Genomic DNA, 23,223 nt, shown 5'->3' on the forward strand with positions numbered 1-23,223 from the left:
GGGGGAGATTTGACTTAATTAATCGAGACAAGTGTTAAATCTCCCCTAACCCCTCTTTACAAAAGAGGGGAATTTTCTTTAAGGTTTCGCCAGAATTCTTTAATCTTATTAATATTGAAAAATAAACCATGTATAAACACGAAAAAACACCTGAAAACTCTACCGCACTTTTAACCTCTGTTACTGGCTTTGAAGAAAACCCAACGGAGATTTTCCTTTCCGAAATGCAAAACATTGTACCTGAAATGCAAGATCTCCCTTTTTATCACAAAGGCGTCGAATGTTTCTGCCCTAAATTTGTTTTATTCGAAGACCAATGGATTGGCACAGTATTAACCCCGTGGATGATGAGTGTGGTGATTCTACCTGGCCCTCAACAACAATGGGAACCACGTGAATTAGGTGATAAACTCACTGTACAACTACCGTACAAAGCACTCACTTTCACCGTTAGTAGTGTTGAAAATGTACCGCAATATTTAAGTTGCTCTTTACATTCACCACTCGACCCGAATCTGACTAACGAACAAGCGGTTCAACTTACACAAGATTGTTTGCGTATGGTTTTATCCATCCCAACCGCACAGCCGACATTTAATTCTGATCGCCGTAATCTATTTAAGGCCATGATCAAATAAATGTTATCTGCAAACAGTTAATAAAAATGGGCAAAGTAAAATAACTTACTTTGCCCATTTTGCTTTCCATCCCACACAAAGTGCGGTCAATTTTTGCTTAATTTTTCAAATTAATACAACACACGCGCTTTGATTGTGCCTTCAATCTCACGAAGTTTCGCCAATAATGGTGATGCATCATCTGTTTCAACATCCACAACCACATAACCAATTTTCGGATCAGTTTGTAAATATTGTGCTGCAATATTGAGATTAGCTTCAACGAAAATTTGGTTCAATTTGTTTAATACACCAGGACGGTTTTCGTGAATATGAAGTAAACGTTTTGTACCAACGTGTTCTGGCAAGGATACTTCAGGGAAATTCACAGAAGAAAGGGTTGAACCGTTATCTGAATATTTCACAAATTTACCCGCTACTTCAAAACCAATGTTTTCTTGCGCTTCCGCGGTTGAACCACCGATATGCGGGGTTAAGATCACATTATCAAATTTACGTAGTGGTGAAACAAACTCTTCATTGATTGATGCAGGCTCAACAGGGAATACGTCAACCGCTGCACCACGAACTTTACCTTGTTCAAGCGCAGCTGCTAAAGCATCAATATCCACTACCGTACCACGTGCTGCATTGATCAAAATAGAATCTTGTTTTAATTGCGCAATACGTTCAGCACTCATTAAATTACGAGTTGAAGGTAAATCTGGTACATGAAGCGAAATCACATCACAAGAACCCAATAACTCTTCAAGTGTGTGTAATTGTTTTGCATTACCCAATGGCAATTTATTTTCAATATCGTAGAAATATACTTCCATCCCTAGAGACTCTGCAATAATACTTAATTGCGAACCGATATGGCCGTAACCCACGATACCTAATTTTTTGCCGCGCACTTCATGAGAACCCACTGCTGATTTATTCCATAAACCACGATGCACATCGGCATTCGCTTGAGGAATATTGCGCATTAAGAGCAAAATCTCACCCAACACTAATTCAGCCACAGAACGTGTATTAGAGAACGGTGCGTTAAATACTGGAATCCCACGCATTTTTGCTGCATTAAGATCCACTTGGTTGGTACCGATACAGAAACAACCAATAGCAATTAGCTTAGGTGCGGCTTCAATCATTTCAGCGGTTAATTGGGTACGCGAACGTAAGCCAATAAAATGCGCATCTTTAATGGCTTCTTTTAGCTCATCACCATCTAAAGCTTTTTTGTAAAAGTCGATGTTGGTGTAGCCCGCCGCATGTAAGGTATCTAATGCACTTTGGTGCACGCCCTCTAATAGCACAAATTTAATTTTTGATTTGTCGAGTGAGACTTTGTTTGTCATGTTTGCTTCCTTATTTTTATTAATCAATAATTTTTGCGCCGTCTGGTGTACCAACAATCACAATATCTGCCCCACGTAAGGCAAAAATACCATTTGTTACTACACCCGCGACATTATTCAATTCTTTTTCCATTTCCACTGGATTTAAAATCGCAAAATTATGTACATCTAAAATCACATTGCCGTTATCAGTCACCACGCCTTCACGATATTCAGGTGCGCCACCAAGAGAGACTAATTTACGACCGACTTGTGAACGTGCCATTGGAATTACTTCTACTGGTAATGGGAACGTGCTACCTAACACATCCACTTGTTTACTAGAATCCACGATACAAATAAATTTTTTTGCTAAAGCAGACACAATTTTTTCACGAGTCAGTGCCGCACCGCCGCCTTTGATCATCATTTTTTGTGGATTGATTTCATCTGCGCCATCCACATAAATATCTAAACTAGATACATCATTAGCACTAAACACTTCAATGCCCTGTTTACGTAATAATTCTTCTGAGGCTTTAGATGCTGCTACCGCGCCTTGAATTTGATCTTTTAATTCACCTAAGGCTTCAATAAAACAATTCACTGTTGAACCACTTCCCACGCCAACAATGGTATCGGGCTTAACATATTTTAACGCCGCACGTGCCGCTAATTTTTTCATTTCTAATTGGTCCATTTTTCTCTCCCTTTTAAATCGTGGATAACAACGTAAACGTTTGCTTTACTTTAATACGACACTATTAAATAAACAAGTGTAAAAATTTATTCGTGATGATGAAAAAATTTTATTCATCTAAAAAAAGTGCTAACAGCTCGTTTAAAAACAATTTTCCGTGTTCGGTCACTTGCCAAGAATCCAGTGTTTCGACGATATAATTCTGTTGAATGGCCAAATCAATTTGATTTTTGACCGCACTTTGCGAAAGCCCCGTGTAATGCTCAAACTCTTGTTTTGGCACCACTTCCAATAAGCGGAAGCGATTCATGAAGAATTCAAAAGCGCGGTCATTTTTTTCCACGTTTTTTTCTTCATAAAGGTGCTCACCTCGCAAATACCCTTTTGGATGCTTCGTTTTAGAAAAACGTAAAATATCGCCATCAGGGAAAGTGAGTTTTCCATGTGCGCCACAGCCTATCGCCAAATAATCCCCAAATCGCCAATAATTCAAATTATGCTGACACTGAAAGCCCGGTTTCGCATAAGCGGATGTTTCATATTGCTGATAACCGGCTTCGGTTAAAAGTTGGTGACCTTGCTCAAAAATATCCCAAAGCGCATCATCATCCGGCAATGTAGGCGGACGATAAGCAAACATGGTATTGGGTTCAATGGTGAGTTGATACCAAGAAAGGTGTGGCGGAGCAAGCTCAATAGCTTGTCGTAAATCATCTAAGGCTTCCTCAAGTGTTTGATTTGGCAAGCCGTGCATTAAATCTAGATTGAAACTTTTTAACCCAGAAACTTTCGCCAAACTGACCGCACTTTTAGCCTCCGCCGCATTATGAATACGCCCTAAACGTTGTAATTTATCGTCATTAAAACTTTGGATGCCCATGGAAATACGCGTTACACTAGCGTCCACATAACCTTTAAAACGCTCCGCTTCGACAGTGCCTGGATTAGCTTCCATAGTAATTTCAATATTCTCTGAAAAAGGAATGCAACGTTGAATTTCTGCCAATAACAACTTGATACTTTCCGCTGAAAATAAACTCGGCGTGCCACCACCAATAAAAATTGAATGAAGTGGACGATTTTGAATACTAGCCTGATATTTCTCTAAGTCTGTCTCAAGATCGGCGATCAGATGTTGCACATATTCTTGTTCAGGAATTGTGCCTTTCTGTGCATGCGAATTGAAATCACAATAAGGGCATTTCTGCACACACCAAGGAATGTGAACATAAAGGGAAAGAGGAGGAAATTTTTGCATAATTAAAAGTCAAAAGGGCTTGTTTTCACAAGCCCTAAAAAAATAAGTCATTAATTGACCGCTCTTGCTGTTTTAGTCGCAGCTTTACGGCGTGGCGCTTTCGCTTTCGTTTCCACTTTCACGAATTCAATGCCTTCCGGTGGATTCTCTAACGCTAAGCCTAACACTTCATCAATGGTTTCTACCGCATGAATCGCAAGATTTTCTTTCACGTTATCTGGAATTTCTTCCAAATCTTTCACATTATCTTTTGGAATCAATACAGTTTTAATGCCACCACGATGTGCCGCAAGTAATTTTTCTTTTAATCCGCCGATTGGTAATACTTTACCGCGTAGGCTGATTTCACCTGTCATTGCGACATCGGCACGCACTGGGTTACCCGTTAAGCAAGAAACCAATGCGGTACACATTGCGATACCTGCACTTGGACCATCTTTTGGTGTGGCACCATCTGGCACGTGAATATGAATATCACGTTTTTCATGGAACTCAGAATTGATACCCAATTTTTCAGCACGTGCACGGACTACAGTCATCGCTGCTTGGATAGATTCTTTCATCACATCGCCCAATGAACCGGTGAAGGTTAATTTACCTTTACCCACTACTGAAGCGGTTTCAATGGTCAGTAAGTCACCGCCCACTTCTGTCCACGCAAGGCCTGTTACTTCGCCTACACGGTTTTGCGTATCCGCTTTACCGAATTCAAAACGTTTCACACCAAGATAGTCATGCAAGTTATCTGAATTAACGATAATGGATTTCACTTTTGGATTGACCAATAAATTCTTCACCGCTTTACGACAGATTTTAGAGATTTCACGCTCTAATCCACGCACACCAGCTTCACGGGTGTAATAACGGATAATATCTAAAATGGCGTTTTCTTCAATGGTTAATTCGCCTTTTTTCAATCCATTACGTTCAATTTGTTTTTGCAACAAATGACGCATCGCAATATTGAGTTTTTCATCTTCGGTATAACCAGAAAGACGAATAACTTCCATACGGTCTAGCAATGGACCAGGAATATTCATGGAGTTTGAGGTTGCCACAAACATCACATCAGACAAATCGTAGTCAACTTCAAGATAATGATCATTGAAGGTAGTATTTTGTTCTGGATCAAGCACCTCTAACAAGGCTGACGCAGGATCACCTCGCATATCCGAAGACATTTTATCAATCTCATCAAGCAAGAAGAGGGGGTTTTTCACGCCAACTTTTGCCATTTTTTGAATCAATTTACCCGGCAATGCACCAATATAAGTTTTACGGTGACCACGAATTTCTGCTTCATCGCGTACCCCGCCTAATGCCATACGCACATATTTACGACCTGTGGCATTCGCAATAGATTGACCTAGTGAGGTTTTACCTACCCCTGGTGGCCCGACTAAGCAAAGGATTGGGCCTTTGATTTTGTTTAAGCGAGCTTGTACCGCAAGGTATTCTAAAATGCGTTCTTTCACACGTTCTAAACCGTAGTGATCCGCATCTAAAACCTGTTGTGCTTTTGCGATATCTTTCTTCACTTTAGTGCGTTTATGCCATGGTACTTGAAGCATCCACTCAACATAGCTACGCACCACTGTTGCTTCCGCAGACATCGCTGACATCATTTTAAGTTTTTGTAACTCACTCTCTACTTTTTCGCGCACATCTGCCGGCATACCTGCAGCTTCAACCTTTTGACGAAGTTGTTCAACTTCATCAATGGTATCTTCACTTTCACCTTCGTCCATTTCTTTGCGAATCGCTTTGATTTGTTCGCTAAGATAATAGTTACGCTGGCTTTTCTCCATTTGTTTTTTAACACGGCCACGGATGCGTTTTTCAACTTGAAGAATATCCGCTTCAGATTCCATCATACCGAGCAAGTATTCTAAACGCTCTTGCACATCTGCCAGTTCTAACACACTTTGTTTATGACGAACAGTTACTGGAATATGCGCAGCCATGGTATCCGCTAAACGATCGGCATCATCAATGCGTTGAAGTGCCCCTAAAACGTCTGCAGGAATTTTTTTATTGAGTTGAAGATAGCTTTCAAATTCATTTAAAACAGCTGCCTTCACCACATCTAATTCTTTTTCATCACCAAATGTGGTTTCAATTGGTGTGACTTCCGCAGAAAAATGGTCTTCACCATCATTTAATTGATTGATTTTCGCGCGTTGTTGCCCTTCCACCAACACTTTTACTGTGCCGTCTGGCAATTTTAATAGTTGAATAATATTCGCAATCGTCCCGACATCGAATACATCATCAACGGTAGGTTCTTCTAAATCTGCTTGCTTTTGTGACACCAATAATAATTGTTTGCCCTCATTCATGGCTTCATCAAGGGCGCTAATGGATTTTGCACGCCCAACAAAAAGTGGCATCACCATATAAGGGAAAACGACAACATCCCGTAATGGCAATACAGGAAGTGTACGTTGTTGAGTTCTTTTGGCGTTCATAATTATCTCTCTTACATCAATTCTATAATTTCATTGAATATGGGGATGAGTTGCATAAATTCAAGGTAGGATTTGGCATATTAAGGAGAAATCGAAAAATAGGCAAGTAAAGAACCACCTTTAGTGATGGTTAATTGGAAAAACTATGGAATACAGGTACAATAAGTGCGGTCAAAAATCAGCATGATTTTACCCAATAAAAACGTTTGAAAAAATAACCGCACTTTATCCACTATGACAGCAAAACAAACTATTACTTTCGCGACCTTTCAAGAATTACTACCCGATTCTTGTAATCATCCATTAAAAAAACAATTAAGGGATAAAGCCCGTTATTACGGACGCAAATTTTTATTTAAAAAACAATGTGATGCATTGGTTGATTTCTTAAATACTCATCAAACTTGGATTCCACTTTTTCAACAAAATCCATATCGTTTTAATGCATTGCTCGCGACCTATTGTGACAAACGTTTTTCTGCAACCGATCGATTCAATGCCATTACCAATAATCTGCTAATGCTTGAAGAAAAAATGGGCGTAGAATTTTGTAAAAAACTACTCCAAGAAAAATCCCTTTTGTTAGCACAATTAACGGATCAACTTGGTATCTATTTCAACATCAACCAGATTGACCCTTTCGAAGGTTATTTTTCCATTAACTTAAAAGACAATAATGGGCGTAGCATTTATGATGCTTCTTTCACCTTCTTAAAGCCAAATAAATTACTTATTGCCTCAATTCAAGGTCCTTCTTATGAAGAGGCGCAAGAAGCTGTGAAACAAGCCACAAAAGAATTACACGGTGTTCGCCCAATGTTTATGTTGATGAATGTTTTCCGCTTGTTAGCTGAAAAATGGCAATGTGAGTTAATCGGTATCCCTCACACGTCACAAGGTAAATACCGTTTATCTGCGCGCAGTAAAATCCTATTCAACTACGATGAATTTTGGCAGGAAAATCAAGGGCAATTAAAAGGTCAATATTGGCAATTACCGCTTGAAAGCGTCCGCAAACCATTGGAAGAAATTGCCAGCAAAAAACGTTCTATGTACCGAAAACGTTATGAAATGTTGGATGATTTGAGTGAAAAAATTACTCAATTTGCCTAAATAAAATAGACTTAAGCCAGGTTTAATTACGATAAACCCTGGCTTAGGTAAACGTTTGCTAACCCTGCTATCATTGTATTCTTTCAAAATCATCCTTTGCTTTTTTGTTCTTTTTGTGTAGAATACGCGCTCGGCTTATTGATTAATCCGAACACAAGGAGTTCTCCATAATGGAAGCATCAAAGAAAAAGATGAAATTCCCTTCCGCATTTAGCATTCTCTTTATTATTCTTCTTATTGCTATTGGCCTTACTTGGCTTATTCCCTCAGGGTCCTACTCTAAACTTTCCTATGACAGCACCGAAAATCATTTTATTGTCAAAACCCACGGAATTCCCGATCAAAGCTATCCAGCAACAGAACAAACCCTTAATCAACTCAATATCAAAATTCAACTTTCTAATTTCACCAACGGCATTATCAAAAAGCCGATTGCTATCCCCGATACCTATCAACGCATTGAACAACACGAAAAAGGCATTACTGATATGATTCACGCCATGGTGGATGGCACCATTGAAGTAGCTGATATTATGATTTTTATCTTCATACTCGGTGGGATGATTGGTGTGATAAACAAAACAGGAGCATTCAATGCCGGATTAATGTCTCTCACCAAGAAAACGAAAGGAAATGAATTCTCTGTTGTCTTTGCTGTCTGCGTGTTGATGCTGTTAGGCGGTACGGCTTGTGGTATTGAAGAAGAAGCAGTAGCCTTCTACCCAATTCTTGTTCCTGTCTTTTTAGCCTTAGGTTATGATTCGATTGTCTGTGTTGGTGCCATATTCCTTGCTGCATCAATGGGCACTGCCTTTTCAACAATCAATCCATTCTCTGTTGTTATTGCTTCAAACGCTGCAGGGATTCCATTCACTGAAGGGATGGGATTTCGCACACTGGGACTTATTCTTGGTGGAACCTGTGTAATAGCCTATATGTATTGGTACTGTAAAAAACTGCGTGCCAATCCTGAATTTTCTTATACCTATGACAATCGCCAAGCTTTCTATGATCTCTATATGAAAGATATTGATCCGAATGCAACCGTTGAATTTACCTTTAGAAGAAAACTGATTCTGATTCTATTTAGTGGCGCCTTTCCTCTCATGGTATGGGGTGTGATGTTTGGTGGTTGGTGGTTCCCTCAAATGGCGGCTTCCTTCCTAGCCATTACCATCATTATTATGTTTATCAGTGGATTGCCTGAAAGAGATGTTGTAAATGGATTTACTCATGGTGCTTCTGAATTAGTCGGCGTCGCATTGATTATCGGACTCGCTCGAGCAGTTAATATCATTCTAGAGCAAGGAATGATTTCTGACACTATTCTCGATTATATGACTCATCTTGTTGGTGGAATGAATGGTGGTGTCTTTATTATTGGTCAGCTCATTGTCTTCATTTTCTTAGGATTGGTTGTACCTTCCTCTTCAGGCCTTGCCGTACTCGCTATGCCAATTATGGCACCGCTGGCTGATACTGTTGGCATTCCAAGAGATATCGTGGTATCGGCTTACAACTGGGGACAATATATTATGTTATTCCTTGCGCCAACAGGATTGGTCCTTGTCACGCTACAAATGCTTGGTATTCCATTCAATAAATGGCTGAAATTTGTCATGCCAATCGTGGGATGTCAATTTGTTATCTCATCGATACTTCTTCTCGTTCAAGTATTTATGTATGCACACTAAGCAATAAAATAAAAAGCCACGCAATCTAGCGTGGCTTCTTTTATTATCATCTAATGTTATTTGACAAACTCATCAAACTCTAACTCATAATCATCACCATCTCTGGTGTATTTGATATAACGTGGAAATTGTTCACCTGAGAATTTCTTCACCATAATATCCTTATTACCTGTTTTAAATGAATAAGTGATTTCAGTGACCGTTTGCTTGTTGTATTGGATCTGTTTTTCCACTTTCTTCACATTCACATTTTCCATTGGGTAAAGTTTTTTACCGTTTGTAATTTGGAAACTGGTTGGCAATTTATCGTAATAGCTCAACTGAAATGCCATGGTGAATAAGTCAAAAGTCGGTAATGTTAACGGTTCAGTTTCTAACCCATTTTTCACTTTACCGTATTCAATTGTTGTTGGCGAAATTTTAGAAATAGCATAAGGCTTACCATTACGCACATCTTGATAATTCACCATTTTAAATTGGCTCGCAGTTTGCGAACCACGAGAAGTAAACACAATGTTGTACAACGGAATATTAATTTTCGCATTGACTGAATACTGTGAACCATCAGCTTTAAAATGTACATACGCCGGCATTAAATAATTGGAACTGTATTTAATATTATAATCCACCGCAGACCATGCTGTTGGCACATAAGCAATTAATGCAGCAAAAAGGATTTTAAATAACTTCATTGGTTGTCCTTATATATAAAAATAGGTTGCCCTTTAGAGTATCACAGCGAGAAGAAGTTCCCCATTAAAAAACCATCTTATCCGCAGACAAGATGGTTTTCATTTATATTAGCTTAATGGGAGATTATAAAACTGCACCCGCCATTAAGAAACCGAATAATACAGATAAACTGATTGCAATCACACCCGGCACTAAGAATGGGTGGTTGAATACATATTTACCGATACGAGTTGAACCAGTGTCATCCATTTCTACTGCCGCAATTAAGGTTGGGTAAGTAGGAAGGATAAATAATGCTGATACTGCGGCAAATGCTGCAATCGCGGCTTCCGGAGAAACACCTAATAAAATTGCAGTTGGATATAATGCTTTTGCAGTTGCAGCTTGTGAGTAAAGTAAGGTACTCGCAAAGAACAAGATTACCGCTAAACTCCAAGGATATTGTTGTAAAAACTCAGCTGATACCGCTTTGATTTGATCGATATGACCTTCAACGAAAGTATTACCTAACCATGCTACGCCAAGCACACAAATTACTGCTGACATACCTGATTTAAAGGTTGCTGCATTGGTAATTTTTGCGGTATCCACTTTACATGCCATAGTGATAATAGCTGCAGTTGAAAGCATAAAAGAGATAATGGCGTTATCACGAGAAAGAATTGGGTTTTGAATTAAACCAACTGTTTTACTGATTGCAGTTGCATAAAGCATGACCACTAAAATCGCGATAAGGAAAATTGCAACAGAACGTTTTGCATAAGGTTTGATCTCAATTTGCATTTCACCACGCATAGTAATTAAACCTTTTGCTAGACGATCTTGGTAAACTTCATCATCTTTCAAATCTTTACCAAGGAAGTTACAAATCACCGCAGTAATCATACATGCTGCGTAAGTAGTTGGGATCCAAATACCTAATAATTGTAAGTAACTTAAACCGAAGTTTTTCTCTAATTCAGCAGAAAGGAATACCACCGCAGCAGAAATTGGAGACGCTGTAATCGCAATTTGTGAAGCGATAACCGCAATAGAAAGTGGACGTGAAGGACGGATACCTTGTTCTTTTGCTACTTCAGCAATCACTGGAAGTGTTGAGAATGCTGTGTGACCAGTACCGGCAAGTACAGTCATAAAGTAAGTCACAGTTGGCGCAAGGAAGGTAATGTATTTTGGATTTTTACGTAGAATTTTTTCAGCTACTTTTACTAAGAAATCCATACCGCCCGCAACTTGCATTGCCGCAATTGCCATGATTACAGACATGATAACTGAAATTACATCAAACGGAATGGCACCCGGTTTTAAGCCAAGCAGTGAAAGTGCCACAACACCCATACCCCCCATGAAACCGATACCAATACCGCCTAATCTAGCCCCTAGGTAAATAAAGAGTAGGACGACTAAAAGTTGAGCCCAAATCATAATATTTTCTCCATATTAATTTTAAAAATAATTCCGGAACATATATTAACAACAAACTAGTGCATTATCTATATTTATTACTTGAATTAGTCTATTTTATCCGAAAGTGCGGTTGAAATTTGATTCAAATTCTGACCGCACTTTCAATGACTTTCCTAGAAATCCTCAAAGTATTGTTGAATCACTTTTGGATCTTTTGTTTGTGTTAAGGCTAATTGCAATAACACACGTGCTTTTTGCGGATTCAATGTACCTGAAGCCACAAAACCATATTTAGAATCATCTACTTCAGCATCACGTGTGGTGTAACCGGTTGGCACGCGAGATGAACGTACTACTACCACACCATCTTTCGCTGCTTTTTCTAAACGTTCTAAGTGTGCAGCATTCACGTTACCGTTACCTACACCCGCTGAAACAATACCTTGATAGCCCGCATCCAATAATGAATTTAACGGCTCAATTGGTGCATTAGAATAAGCATAAACAATGCCTACTTTTGGCAAGCTGTCTAATTTATCTACGTTAAATGGTGTGTTCACGGTATGTTTGCTTTCAGGCGAACGTTCGTAATCCACTTTACTATTATGGATATAACCTAATGTGCCATAGTTTGGTGAGTGGAATGTTTGTACTGCAGTGGTGCTCATTTTGGTCACATCACGCGCACCTAGTACTTCCCCATTCATTGCCACTAACACACCACGACCCGATGATTTTTTATCGGTTGCCACCACGACTGCGTTATAAAGATTTAACGGACCATCCGCACTTTTTTCTGTCGCTGGACGCATTGCACCCACTAATACAATTGGTTTTTCACATTTTGCTGTAAGATCTAAGAAATAAGCGGTTTCTTCCATGGTATCGGTTCCATGAGTAATCACGAAACCATCAGTATCTTTACATTGTGCATTAATCGCTTTCGCTAATTTTAACCACACATCATCGCTCATGTCCTGTGAACCAATTTTCACAATTTGCTCACCTTTTACATTTGCCAGTTGCTTAATTTCAGGCACTGCATCAATTAATGCGTCAACATTGAGTTGCCCAGCTTTATAAGCAGAAGAAACTGCGGTTTCACCGCTTCCGGCAATCGTGCCGCCCGTTGCTAAAATTGTAATATTCGGTAGTTCCGCAGCTTGTGCGACCGAAAAACCGAATCCGAGCATCATAAGTGCCGTTAATTTTTTTAATTTCATGCGCGTCTCCTTTCACGTTTAATCATCTAAGTTTGGCTATTCTCTACTTAATTAGGCGTAGAATAAACACAAAGATAGTATATTTATGATCCCGATCACATTTTTATCGATCCGATTGTATAAGCTTTCGCCAACATTGCGTTTCCTTGATAATTTTTTTGAAAGATAACTAAAGTGCGGTTATACTTAAAGCCTTATTTCATCTGAAGATAATCTCTTATTCATTATCAAAATTAAGTTGAGAACAACATGCAAGAATTTATGCCTCAAGCAATTGAATTTGCTCAAAAACACACTTTTTTAACGATCGCATGGTTTGCTGTCCTTTTTATGACACTTTTCACCTTTTTTAAAAGTGCGACACAAAAATATCGCGTGATCACCAACCCTGAAGCGGTTCGCTTAATGAACGACGAAGAAGCAGTGGTGATTGATTTACGCCCTATTGATGAATTCCAACGCGGCCATATCATTGGTAGCGTAAACTTGCTTCCAACTGAAATTAAAAATCAAAATGTAGGCAAAATTGAACATCACAAAGAAAAACCGCTTATCATTGTGGATGTTAACGGTGTTTCTTCTGCTACGTCCGCAGAACTTTTAACCAAACAAGGCTTTGAAAAAGTTTATGTGTTAAAAGACGGTTTAGCGGCTTGGGCGGGTGCAAATTTACCATTAGTAAAAAAACATAAGTAAGGATCCTCTATGTCTGAACAAAATCAACAACCTGAAGTAGCAGCTGAAGAGCAACAAGAAGCGGTACTTCAAATTCAACGTATTTATGTAAAAGATGTTTCTTTTGAAGCACCAAATCTTCCTCATATTTTCCACCAAGAATGGAAACCAAAACTCGGCTTCGACTTAAGCACTGAAGCGGTTCAAGTAGGTGAAGATTTATACGAAGTCACTTTAAACATCAACGTAGAAACCACCATGGAAGATTCTGGTGATGTGGCATTTATTTGTGAAGTGAAACAAGCTGGCGTATTTACAATCAGCGGTTTAGAAGATGTTCAAATGGCACACTGCTTAACATCTCAATGCCCCAATATGCTTTTCCCTTATGCACGTGAATTGATTTCTAACTTAGTGAATCGTGGTACATTCCCGGCATTAAACCTTTCTCCGGTAAACTTCGATGCGTTGTTCATTGATTACATGAACAAGCAGCAAGCAGCAGCTGAAGCGGAAGAAAATCAGGAAACCCAACATTAATTGTGATGAGGGCAGGCGATACCGTCTGCCCTTTTATTTTAAAGGTGATTGAAATGACCCCATCCCAATCTCCAATTACCATTCTTGGTTGCGGTTCTTATGGAACAGCACTCGCTATCTCATTTTCTCGCAATGGCTCTCCAACCTATCTTTGGGGGCACAATCCCGATCACATTAATCAAATGCAACAAGAACGTCAAAATCGCCGTTTTCTACCTGATATTGAATTTCCAGAAAGTTTGCATTTAGAATTAGATTTGAAAACTGCGCTTGATCAAGCTAAAGACATTTTAATTGTGGTGCCAAGCCATGCTTTTGGTGAAATTCTATTAAAAATTCGACCGCACTTAAAACCTGATCATCGTTTAATTTGGGCAACCAAAGGATTAGAACGTAACACCGGCCGATTATTGCAAGAAGTGGTAGAAGAAACCTTAGGTAAAGCAATCCCAACGGCGGTGCTTTCAGGTCCTACTTTTGCGAAAGAATTGGCTCAAGGTTTGCCAACGGCGATTACCCTTGCCTCTCGTAATGAAAAGTTTGCCTTAGAATTTCAAGCTCGCATTCATTGCAGTCAGCATTTCCGAGTATATGTAAACCAAGATATGATTGGCGTTCAATTAGGTGGTGCCATTAAAAACGTGATAGCGATTGGTGCGGGTATTTCGGATGGTATGGGATTTGGTGCCAATGCGAGAACCGCATTGATTACCCGTGGGATTGCGGAAATTACTCGCTTAGGCGTAGCCATGGGCGCCAATACGCAAACCTTTATGGGCATGTCTGGTTTAGGTGATTTAGTGCTCACTTGTACCGATAACCAATCCCGTAACCGCCGATTTGGTTTAATGCTTGGTAAAGGCACTGATAGCCAACAAGCCATGAATGAAATTGGTCAAGTGGTGGAAGGGTTTTATAACACCAAAGAAACTTATTTATTAGCACAACGACAAGGCGTGGAAATGCCGATTACAGAACAAATTTACCAAATGCTCTTTTGTGGTAAAAGTGCACAAGAAGTGGCACTGAGCTTATTGGGTCGTGAACGAAAAGGCGAATAAGGAGAAAAAATGACGTTAGAAGTATGGCAACACATTCGCCAAGAAGCAAAAGAATTAGCAGAATGCGAACCAATGCTCGCAAGCTTTTTCCATTCCACTATTTTAAAACATCAAAATCTTGGCAGTGCCTTGAGTTATTTGCTTGCGAATAAACTGGCTAACCCTATCATGCCCGCAATTTCGCTGCGTGAAATTATTGAAGAAGCCTATCAAGCTGAGCCTAATATCATTGATTGTGCCGCTTGTGATATTAAAGCCGTGCGCCACCGCGATCCTGCTGTGGAATTGTGGTCTACACCATTGCTTTATTTAAAAGGTTTTCACGCCATTCAAAGCTATCGTATTACCCATTATTTGTGGAACCAAAACCGAAAAGCACTCGCACTTTATTTACAAAATCAAATTTCAGTGGCTTTCGATGTGGATATTCACCCTGCCGCCCAAATTGGGCACGGCATTATGTTTGACCATGCTACTGGTATTGTCGTGGGTGAAACCTCAGTAATTGAAAATGATGTGTCTATCTTGCAAGGCGTCACCCTTGGTGGTACAGGTAAAGAATCCGGCGATCGTCATCCAAAAGTACGAGAAGGTGTGATGATTGGGGCTGGCGCAAAAATTCTCGGCAATATCGAAGTGGGCAAATATGCCAAAATCGGTGCCAACTCTGTTGTACTTCAACCGGTGCCTGAATACGCTACTGCAGCAGGTGTACCTGCTCGTATTGTCGGCAAAGACAAAGCGGCAAAACCCGCTTTTGAAATGAACCAATATTTTATCGATGATGATATAAATCTAAATATTTAAGGAATCGATATGATTAACAAAGACACCCAACTTTGCATGTCCCTTTCTGGCAGACCCGGCAATTTTGGCACGACATTCCATAACTATCTGTATCAAAAACTCGGGCTTAATTTTATCTATAAAGCCTTTACTACTACGGATATTGAAAGCGCTGTCAAGGGCATTCGTGCACTTGGTATTCGAGGTTGTGCTGTTTCGATGCCATTTAAAGAAAGCTGTATGCCATTTTTAGATGAAATCTCGCCTTCTGCGCAAGCCATTCAGTCTGTGAATACCATTGTGAATGATCAAGGTTTTCTTCGTGCTTACAACACCGACTATATTGCCATTGTTAAACTTATCAAAGAATATCAATTAGATAAAAAGAGTCGCGTGATTGTACAAGGCAGTGGTGGTATGGCTAAAGCGGTCGTCGCCGCCTTTAAAAATAGCGGATTTGAGCATCTTAAAGTTTTTGCTCGAAATGAAAAAACAGGTAAAAATTTAGCCGCACTTTATGGCTATGAATATATATCATCTTTAGACAATCAATCGGCAGACATTTTAGTCAACGTTACACCAATTGGGATGAAAGGTGGAAAAGAAGAATTTGATCTCGCCTTTCCTGAAAATCTTATTCAACAAGCTCAAACCGCTTTTGATGTGGTGGCGATTCCTGCTGAAACACCGTTTATCCAAATTGCTCAACAGCAAGGTAAACAAACCATTTCTGGTGCAGAAGTAATTGTGCTACAAGCCGTTGAACAATTTGAGCTCTACACAGGCATTCGACCTGATGACCAATTAATCGCCGAAGCTGCAGATTTTGCTCGAAAAAACAGTTAAAAAATAAACCGCACTTTTAAAAAGTGCGGTTCTTTTTATCGGCGTTTTACGCTAACAATTTTCTTGCTGCTTCCACTACCACTGATACTGCTTTATCTTCTGTATCTTTCATGGTGGCTTCATTTGGAATTTCTTGTTGCGTACGGTTCACAATCACACCTGCCACCATACCTGCTCGTAAGCCAAGGGCGTTACACATGGTGAATAACGTCGCGGATTCCATCTCATAGTTCATCACATTGAGATCTTGCCATTGTTTTAACAAGCCTTGGTAATCACGATATACTTTACCACTGTAGGTATCGTAACGTTCTTGACCTGGATAGAAGGTATCTGAAGACGCTGTAATTCCTACAAATGGCTCAATGCCTTTTTCTTTAGCTGCATTGAAAAGTGCCGTAGTACATTCAAAATTTGCCACTGCTGGATATTCAATTGGCGCAAAATGACGGCTTGCACCATCAAGACGAACCGCACCCGTTGTAATAAGAATATCGCCCACATTAATATGTGGTTGAATCGCACCCGTTGTGCCAATACGTAAGAATGTACGCACGCCAAGTTGGGCTAGCTCCTCCACACAAATAGACGTAGAAGGGCCGCCAATACCGGTTGAACACACTACCACCGGTTGACCATTTAAATAGCCTAACCAAGAAGTGAACTCACGTGTACTTGCAAGAAACTCCGGGTTATCAAGTTTTTTAGCAATACGTTCGCTACGTGCAGGATCCCCTGGTACGATAGCGAGTGTAGCACCTTTCAGTTGTGCTTTAGTCAGGTTTAAGTGAAATACATCAGACATAACAATCTCCTTTTTATCATTCTTGCCGCAAAGTGCGGTCAAATTTTCGTTATTTTTTCAATGCGCCTAAAATACCACGCATGATTTGTTTGGTCACTTCATTACGAATATTGCGACCGACTGATTTTGCCACGCTATTCACAATTTGTTCTGTTGGCGAAAGTTTATCTCCGCGTTTTTGTGTTCCAAAAATCATACGGCTTAAGCTACCAAATAAACCGCTTTCTTCCTCTTGCTGCGCTTGTTCAGCTTGTTTTTGTTGTACTGCCGCTAAATCCGCTTGCGCATTTAATACTTCGAAAGCTGACTCATTATCCACGTAATCTTTATAGAATGCATAAAGATCATCGTCTTTCACCCAAGCTGCTCGCTCTTCTTCAGTAATCGGGGCAAGTTGGCTTTTCGGCGGATAAACATAAGCCACTTCAACGGGCGCTGGCATGCCTTTTTCATCTAAGAATGAAATCAATGCTTGGCCTACACCTAAAGTTGAAATGGTTTCCACCACATTGACAGCAGGATTTGAACGGAACGTTTCCGCTGCAGATTTCACTGCTTTTTGATCGCGTGGAGTGAAAGCTCGCAACGCGTGTTGTACACGGTTACCTAATTGGCCTAACACGGTATCCGGTAAATCTAATGGGTTTTGGGTTACAAAATAAATCCCCACCCCTTTAGAACGAATCAAGCGAACCACTTGTTCCACTTTGTCCACCAACACACTCGGTGCACCATCAAAGAGTAAGTGTGCTTCATCGAAGAACATCACAAATTTTGGTTTATCTGGATCGCCCACTTCCGGCAATTGCTCAAATAATTCAGACATCAACCAAAGCAAGAATGCGCTATACATTCTTGGGGAATTAATTAATTTTTCAGAATTTAACACATTGATCACACCACGACCATCACGGGTTTGTAACCAATCTTCAAGATTTAATGCCGGCTCACCAAAAAGATTGGTCGCCCCTTCATTTTCAAGGGTCAATAAAGCACGTTGAATCGCCCCTACACTCGCGGCTGAAACATTACCGTATTCTACTTGGAAGGTTTTTGCATTCTCTGCCACAAATTTAAGCATTGCACGTAAATCTTTTAAGTCGATGAGTAGCAAGCCTTTATCATCTGCCACACGGAATACAAGGTTTAATAAGCCTTCTTGGGTCGCATTTAAATTTAATAAACGAGAAAGTAATAATGGTCCCATTTCAGAAATCGTGGTACGAAGCGGAATACCGGTTTCACCGAATACATCCCAAAATGACACAGGATAGCCATTTAAATAACTCTCGCCACCTAAATCAAATTGCTCAATGCGTTCCGCTACTTTGCCACTGAATGTGCCCGCTTTGACTAAACCGGACAAATCGCCTTTTACATCCACTAAAAAGACCGGCACGCCATCATCACTGAATGCTTCTGCCATTTTACGTAGTGTGACAGTTTTACCCGTCCCTGTCGCCCCGGCGATCAGACCGTGACGGTTTGCCATTTTTGCGGTAATACCAAGGGTTTGACCTTGTTCGGTACGCGCGAGAGAATATTGCATAAAGATTCCTTTGTTTTGTTGGTTTTATTTAAACGAATAATAAGGAAAAAACGAAGTGCGGTCAAAATTTAAGTGATTTTACGGTATAATTTCTCAAAACTAACTCAAAGCAGGAAAAATAGATGTCAAACGCAAAAATTCTTATTATTAAAACAGGATTGATCGAAACCTTAACATTCCCTGATGGCAGCTCATATGAAAGTGCCATCCGTAAAAAACCGGTACCCATGGTAAAAGTGCACACGCTAGGTGCAGAAGGTAACGATGTAGGCTTAAAAGCCCATCACGGTGGTGTTGATAAAGCCTTGTTTTTTATGTCTGATGTGTCTTTCCCTGCTTTAAACGCACTACTTGGTGAAAAGTTTGATTTTCACGGTAGCGCGATTTATGGTGAAAACTTTGTGGTATCCGGCTTACATGAAGATAATGTCTGCATAGGCGATCGTTACAAAATTGGCACCACGCTTTTAGAAGTGTCTCAACCACGTAAACCTTGCGAGCGTTTATCTCATAATACCAAGAATGAGAATACAAGAGAGGTAATTCGTCAGTCAGGCTGGACAGGTTGGTATGTTCGCGTGATCGAAGAAGGTGAAATTCATCAAGGCGATGAACTCATCTTGCAACACCGTCCTTATCCTGAATGGACTATTCGTCGTTTAAACACGCTACTTTCTGCTCCTTCAAGTATCGCAGAATTAGAAGAAGCCTTAGTCATTGAAGAATTAGCACCAGCGTTTAAACGTTCTGTTAACTCACAATTACGTAATTTACAGCAGGCGGGCTAAAATGTCGGCTAAAACGACCGCACTTTGTCCGTGCCAATCTTCGCTTTCTTACGAAGATTGTTGCGGACGTTTTCATTCAGGTAATCTGTTTCCAGAAACAGCGGAACAACTTATGCGTTCCCGCTATTCCGCGTTTGTGCTCAAAAATATTCCTTATATTGTGCAAACCACTGTGCCAAGCCAACAAACCTTATTAGATGAAAAAGCCCTGCAAGATTGGGCTAATGAAACGCAATGGCTCGGTTTAGAGATTGTCAAAGCAGAAACCTTAACCAAAACACAAAGTGCGGTTGAATTTAAAGCACATTTTCAAGGCGGAGAACAGCCGCAAGTGCATCACGAATATTCTCTTTTTGTAAAAATTGATGGCCATTGGTATTTTGTTGATCCCACTGTACCGCTCCCAAGCAATAAACAGCCTTGTGTTTGTGGCTCTGGGAAGAAATTTAAACATTGTTGCGGAGGCTTGCTCTAATGACCTTAACGTCTTTTCTCGCATTATTCTGGCAGCGTTCTCAAGAAAATAAATTAACGCAAGCCGCCGGTTCACTCACTTACAGCACCATGCTCGCTATCGTGCCATTAATTATGGTGGTGTTTTCAATTTTCTCCGCCTTTCCCGTTTTTAACGAAGTCACCGGTGCATTGAAAGAATTCATCTTCACCAATTTCGCTCCTTCCGCGAGTGATGTTGTAGGACAATATATTGATGAATTCGTCCATAATTCAAAGAAAATGAGCGCCGTGGGGATTGTGAGTTTGATTTTAGTGGCATTAATGCTGATTAACTCCATTGACCGTACACTCAATGGCATTTGGAAAGACACCAGTAATCGCCCAATTTTTACGTCATTTGCTATTTATTGGCTCATTTTAACGCTCGGTCCGCTTTTAATCGGTACTAGCATTGCGGCGAGTTCCTACGTCAAAGCTATGTTCGAGCAATCGGAAACGCTCTCTTTTGGCTTAAAACTCCTCAGTTTTGTGCCATTTCTTTCTACTTGGTTTATCTTCACGCTCATTTATATGGTCGTGCCAAATAAGAAAGTGAGCATCAAACACTCTGCAGCAGGCGCATTAATTGCGGCAATTTTCTTTACCTTAGGAAAACAAGCCTTTACTTGGTACATCGCCACCTTCCCATCTTATCAATTAATTTATGGTGCCATGGCGACGCTGCCAATCATGTTATTGTGGATTCAAATCAGCTGGACAGTAGTGTTATTGGGTGCGCAATTAGCCGCAGTGCTTGCAGAAGTGCGGTCAACGAATCAAACAAATTTAGAGGAAGTAAAATGATTGCGTTAATTCAGCGTGTGACACAAGCAAAAGTAGAAGTTGAAGGCCAAATTGTGGGGCAAATCGGCAAGGGATTATTGGTTTTATTAGGCGTAGAAAAAGAAGATGACCTATCCAAGGCGGATAAACTTGCCGAGAAAGTCTTAAATTACCGTATTTTCAGCGATGAAAATGACAAAATGAATTTAAATGTGCAACAAATCGGTGGTGAAGTGCTTGTAGTATCACAATTCACCCTAGCCGCAGACACGCAAAAAGGCTTACGACCAAGTTTCTCAAAAGGTGCCGCACCAGCATTGGCTAACGAATTGTATGAGTATTTTTCACAAAAATGTGCAGAAAAAGTCACTGTTGCCAACGGAAAATTTGCAGCAGATATGCAAGTAACGCTGACCAATGATGGCCCGGTTACATTTTGGTTAAATGTCTGAATAAAGAGAACAATCGCTATTTTTTTCAAAGCAAAGGAAACTCTTTCTTTGATCGCATTGTCGTATTAACGCTCAAACGCATATAACAATTTCAAATCCCATCCATAATTGCATTGGTAATCCCCTTATTTTATAGGTAAACTAAGGCGGTTTGATGTGGATCTTCTTAAAGTTTAGCTTGTAATAAAATGAAAAAAATTTCGTTAAAAACAACCGCTCTTTTGCTTGGATGGATGAGTTTTTCAGCCCTTGCAGAACAAACCGTGGATATTGAGATCCGTGGGATCAAGGGTGAACGTGCCATTCGCAATACTGATATGAATGTCAAACTCATTGATAAAAGTGAGATGGACGGTTCAGATCGGTATAAACAATTGGTTTCAGATGCTGTTGATAAAGGCCTTCGAGTATTCGGTTATTATGGCTCTTCTGTGACCTTTGAATTGAAAAAACGCAAAGGTCAGCGAGATTTACTTATTGCGAATGTCACCCCAGGTGAGCCAAGTAAAATTGCGGGAACAGACGTTGAAATTACAGGCGAAGCCGCAGAAGACGAAAACTTCACGGCACTCCGTAAAAACTTACCAAAACAAGGTGAGTTAGTTGAGCATCAAAAATACGATGATTATAAAAGTAGTATTTCAAACCTTGCTCTAGCTCGTGGTTATCTTGATGGAAAATTCCAAATTTCTCGCTTAGAAATCAGCCCAGAAACTCATGAAGCATGGTGGCGCATGCTGTTTGATAGTGGTGTGCGTTATCATTATGGCAATATCACCTTCAACCATTCCCAAATTCGCGAAGATTATTTGCAAAACATGCTCAACATCAAATCGGGCGATCCTTATTTAGTCAGCGATTTATCTGAATTAACTAACGATTTTTCTTCTACCAACTGGTTTAGCTCAGTGCTTTTACAGCCTCATGTCCGTGAAGAAGATAAATTAGTCGATATCGAACTTTTACTTTATCCACGTAAGAAAAACTCAATGGAACTTGGGGTAGGTTTTGCAACCGATACGGGCCCTCATGTCCAAATTGGTTGGACAAAACCTTGGATCAATAGCCGAGGCCATAGTTTCCGTACAAATCTTTACGTCTCTGCACCAAAACAAAACTTTGAAGCCACCTATAAAATGCCATTGTTGAAAAATCCATTAAATTATTATTATGAATTTTCAACCGGTTATGAAAAAGAAAATAAAAACGATACGGATACCAAAGCCCTCACTTTCGCTGCATTACGCTATTGGAATAATAGCGAGGGTTGGCAATATTTTGCGGGTCTTCGTGTCCGTTATGACAGCTACACACAAGCTGATTTCACCGATAAAACTTTCCTAGTTTATCCAACTGGAGGCTTTAGCCGGACTCGTTTAAAAGGTGGACAATTCCCAACATGGGGAGATACCCAAAAAATCACGGTTGATTTAGGGAATAAGCTTTGGATGTCCGATGCTAATTTCTTTAAAGTTCAAGCCTCTACCGCCTGGATTCGTACGTACGCAGAAAATCACCGTTTTATTACCCGTGCAGAAATTGGTTATTTAAATACGCCCGATATTCGAAAAATTCCACCGGCATTACGTTTCTTTGCAGGTGGCGATCGCAGCGTGCGAGGTTATGGCTATAAGAAAATTTCACCGAAAAATAAAAATGGAAAATTAGTCGGCGGCTCTCGCTTAGTAACAGGTAGCCTTGAATATCAATATCAAGTTTACCCAAATTGGTGGGGAGCAGTATTTGCGGATACAGGCTTAGCCGCAGATGCTTACAAAGCAAATGAGTTACGCTACGGCGCAGGTTTCGGTGTACGTTGGGCATCGCCAGTTGGCGCCATCAAATTTGATATTGCAACGCCAATTCGAGATAAAGATAACAGCAAAAACATTCAATTTTACATTGGCTTAGGGGCTGAAATTTAGGG

The 23,223-nt window shown here is 40.1% G+C and carries 22 protein-coding genes; 13 read left to right on the forward strand and 9 right to left on the reverse strand.

Features of this window, described 5'->3' with window-relative positions; genetic code table 11:
• Nucleotides 1–128: 128 nt before the first annotated feature.
• Nucleotides 129–638, forward strand: a complete 510-nt coding sequence (gene hybE / locus HMPREF3020_RS00085) for a hydrogenase-2 assembly chaperone (protein ID WP_070775116.1) — start codon at nt 129–131, stop codon at nt 636–638.
• 110 nt (nt 639–748) lie between these two features.
• On the opposite strand, the gene serA is transcribed toward hybE, so the two are convergent.
• The 4 genes from serA to lon all read right to left on the reverse strand — a co-directional run bounded on the left by serA (nt 749) and on the right by lon (nt 6,386).
• Nucleotides 749–1,981, reverse strand: coding sequence for a phosphoglycerate dehydrogenase (serA, locus tag HMPREF3020_RS00090; RefSeq protein ID WP_049372987.1), 1,233 nt, complete (start codon nt 1,979–1,981; stop codon nt 749–751).
• A 19-nt stretch (nt 1,982–2,000) separates the two neighbouring features.
• Nucleotides 2,001–2,660, reverse strand: coding sequence for a ribose-5-phosphate isomerase RpiA (gene rpiA / locus HMPREF3020_RS00095; protein ID WP_070775117.1), 660 nt, complete (start codon nt 2,658–2,660; stop codon nt 2,001–2,003).
• Between the two features lie 109 nt (nt 2,661–2,769).
• A complete protein-coding gene (gene hemW, locus HMPREF3020_RS00100; protein WP_070775118.1) occupies nt 2,770–3,918 on the reverse strand; it encodes a radical SAM family heme chaperone HemW in 1,149 nt (382 codons plus the stop codon).
• A 50-nt stretch (nt 3,919–3,968) separates the two neighbouring features.
• Complete coding sequence (lon, locus tag HMPREF3020_RS00105; protein ID WP_070775119.1) at nt 3,969–6,386, reverse strand: endopeptidase La; 2,418 nt, start codon at nt 6,384–6,386, stop codon at nt 3,969–3,971.
• 234 nt (nt 6,387–6,620) lie between these two features.
• Between lon and HMPREF3020_RS00110 the strand changes: the two genes are divergently transcribed.
• Nucleotides 6,621–7,499 carry a VirK/YbjX family protein gene (locus tag HMPREF3020_RS00110; protein ID WP_070775120.1) on the forward strand — a complete coding sequence of 293 codons (879 nt, stop codon included), beginning with the start codon at nt 6,621–6,623 and terminating at the stop codon, nt 7,497–7,499.
• 170 nt (nt 7,500–7,669) lie between these two features.
• Nucleotides 7,670–9,193, forward strand: a complete 1,524-nt coding sequence (locus HMPREF3020_RS00115; protein ID WP_070775121.1) for a YfcC family protein — start codon at nt 7,670–7,672, stop codon at nt 9,191–9,193.
• 56 nt (nt 9,194–9,249) lie between these two features.
• Here HMPREF3020_RS00115 and HMPREF3020_RS00120 read toward each other — a convergent pair whose 3' ends face one another.
• The 3 genes from HMPREF3020_RS00120 to ansB all read right to left on the reverse strand — a co-directional run bounded on the left by HMPREF3020_RS00120 (nt 9,250) and on the right by ansB (nt 12,516).
• Nucleotides 9,250–9,885, reverse strand: a complete 636-nt coding sequence (locus HMPREF3020_RS00120; RefSeq protein WP_049369711.1) for a hypothetical protein — start codon at nt 9,883–9,885, stop codon at nt 9,250–9,252.
• A gap of 124 nt (nt 9,886–10,009) precedes the next feature.
• Entirely contained in the window at nt 10,010–11,311 is a 1,302-nt protein-coding gene (locus HMPREF3020_RS00125) for an anaerobic C4-dicarboxylate transporter (RefSeq protein ID WP_070775122.1), read from the reverse strand.
• A 155-nt stretch (nt 11,312–11,466) separates the two neighbouring features.
• Nucleotides 11,467–12,516, reverse strand: coding sequence for an L-asparaginase 2 (gene ansB, locus HMPREF3020_RS00130; RefSeq protein WP_005695016.1), 1,050 nt, complete (start codon nt 12,514–12,516; stop codon nt 11,467–11,469).
• A 249-nt stretch (nt 12,517–12,765) separates the two neighbouring features.
• Between ansB and HMPREF3020_RS00135 the strand changes: the two genes are divergently transcribed.
• Genes HMPREF3020_RS00135 through HMPREF3020_RS00155 form a run of 5 tightly spaced genes read left to right on the forward strand, consistent with a single transcriptional unit; the run spans nt 12,766 to nt 16,424 of the window.
• On the forward strand, nt 12,766–13,212 hold the full coding sequence (locus HMPREF3020_RS00135; protein ID WP_014064512.1) for a rhodanese-like domain-containing protein: 447 nt from the start codon (nt 12,766–12,768) through the stop codon (nt 13,210–13,212).
• Nucleotides 13,213–13,221: 9 nt separating this feature from the next.
• Nucleotides 13,222–13,731 carry a protein-export chaperone SecB gene (secB, locus tag HMPREF3020_RS00140; RefSeq protein WP_005695013.1) on the forward strand — a complete coding sequence of 170 codons (510 nt, stop codon included), beginning with the start codon at nt 13,222–13,224 and terminating at the stop codon, nt 13,729–13,731.
• Nucleotides 13,732–13,784: 53 nt separating this feature from the next.
• Nucleotides 13,785–14,792 carry an NAD(P)H-dependent glycerol-3-phosphate dehydrogenase gene (gene gpsA / locus HMPREF3020_RS00145; RefSeq protein ID WP_070775123.1) on the forward strand — a complete coding sequence of 336 codons (1,008 nt, stop codon included), beginning with the start codon at nt 13,785–13,787 and terminating at the stop codon, nt 14,790–14,792.
• A 9-nt stretch (nt 14,793–14,801) separates the two neighbouring features.
• Nucleotides 14,802–15,599, forward strand: coding sequence for a serine O-acetyltransferase (cysE, locus tag HMPREF3020_RS00150; RefSeq protein ID WP_070775124.1), 798 nt, complete (start codon nt 14,802–14,804; stop codon nt 15,597–15,599).
• A 9-nt stretch (nt 15,600–15,608) separates the two neighbouring features.
• On the forward strand, nt 15,609–16,424 hold the full coding sequence (locus HMPREF3020_RS00155) for a shikimate 5-dehydrogenase (RefSeq protein ID WP_070775125.1): 816 nt from the start codon (nt 15,609–15,611) through the stop codon (nt 16,422–16,424).
• 46 nt (nt 16,425–16,470) lie between these two features.
• Here the strand turns inward: HMPREF3020_RS00155 and udp are convergent, their stop codons facing one another.
• The gene (gene udp / locus HMPREF3020_RS00160) at nt 16,471–17,229 is read right to left on the reverse strand and encodes a uridine phosphorylase (RefSeq protein ID WP_070775126.1); all 759 of its coding nucleotides are present in this window, start codon (nt 17,227–17,229) and stop codon (nt 16,471–16,473) included.
• Nucleotides 17,230–17,278: 49 nt separating this feature from the next.
• Nucleotides 17,279–18,778, reverse strand: a complete 1,500-nt coding sequence (locus tag HMPREF3020_RS00165) for a helicase HerA-like C-terminal domain-containing protein (protein WP_049365069.1) — start codon at nt 18,776–18,778, stop codon at nt 17,279–17,281.
• Between the two features lie 122 nt (nt 18,779–18,900).
• Here HMPREF3020_RS00165 and HMPREF3020_RS00170 point away from each other — a divergent pair, with 122 nt between their 5' ends.
• From HMPREF3020_RS00170 to HMPREF3020_RS00190, 5 genes are all read left to right on the forward strand, one after another.
• Nucleotides 18,901–19,566, forward strand: a complete 666-nt coding sequence (locus tag HMPREF3020_RS00170) for an MOSC domain-containing protein (protein ID WP_070775127.1) — start codon at nt 18,901–18,903, stop codon at nt 19,564–19,566.
• Nucleotide 19,567: 1 nt separating this feature from the next.
• Nucleotides 19,568–20,041: a YchJ family protein gene (locus HMPREF3020_RS00175; RefSeq protein WP_070775128.1), complete on the forward strand. Its 474-nt coding sequence runs from the start codon at nt 19,568–19,570 to the stop codon at nt 20,039–20,041.
• Nucleotides 20,041–20,865, forward strand: a complete 825-nt coding sequence (locus HMPREF3020_RS00180) for a virulence factor BrkB family protein (protein ID WP_070589924.1) — start codon at nt 20,041–20,043, stop codon at nt 20,863–20,865. Before HMPREF3020_RS00175 ends, HMPREF3020_RS00180 begins: the two co-directional genes overlap by 1 nt.
• Nucleotides 20,862–21,296 carry a D-aminoacyl-tRNA deacylase gene (gene dtd / locus HMPREF3020_RS00185; RefSeq protein WP_070775129.1) on the forward strand — a complete coding sequence of 145 codons (435 nt, stop codon included), beginning with the start codon at nt 20,862–20,864 and terminating at the stop codon, nt 21,294–21,296. The genes HMPREF3020_RS00180 and dtd overlap by 4 nt, the downstream gene beginning before the upstream one ends.
• A gap of 188 nt (nt 21,297–21,484) precedes the next feature.
• Nucleotides 21,485–23,221, forward strand: coding sequence for an autotransporter assembly complex protein TamA (locus tag HMPREF3020_RS00190; protein WP_070775130.1), 1,737 nt, complete (start codon nt 21,485–21,487; stop codon nt 23,219–23,221).
• Nucleotides 23,222–23,223 lie beyond the last annotated feature (2 nt).

It is taken from the genome of Haemophilus sp. HMSC068C11 (genome assembly GCF_001815355.1).
GTDB lineage: Bacteria > Pseudomonadota > Gammaproteobacteria > Enterobacterales > Pasteurellaceae > Haemophilus_D.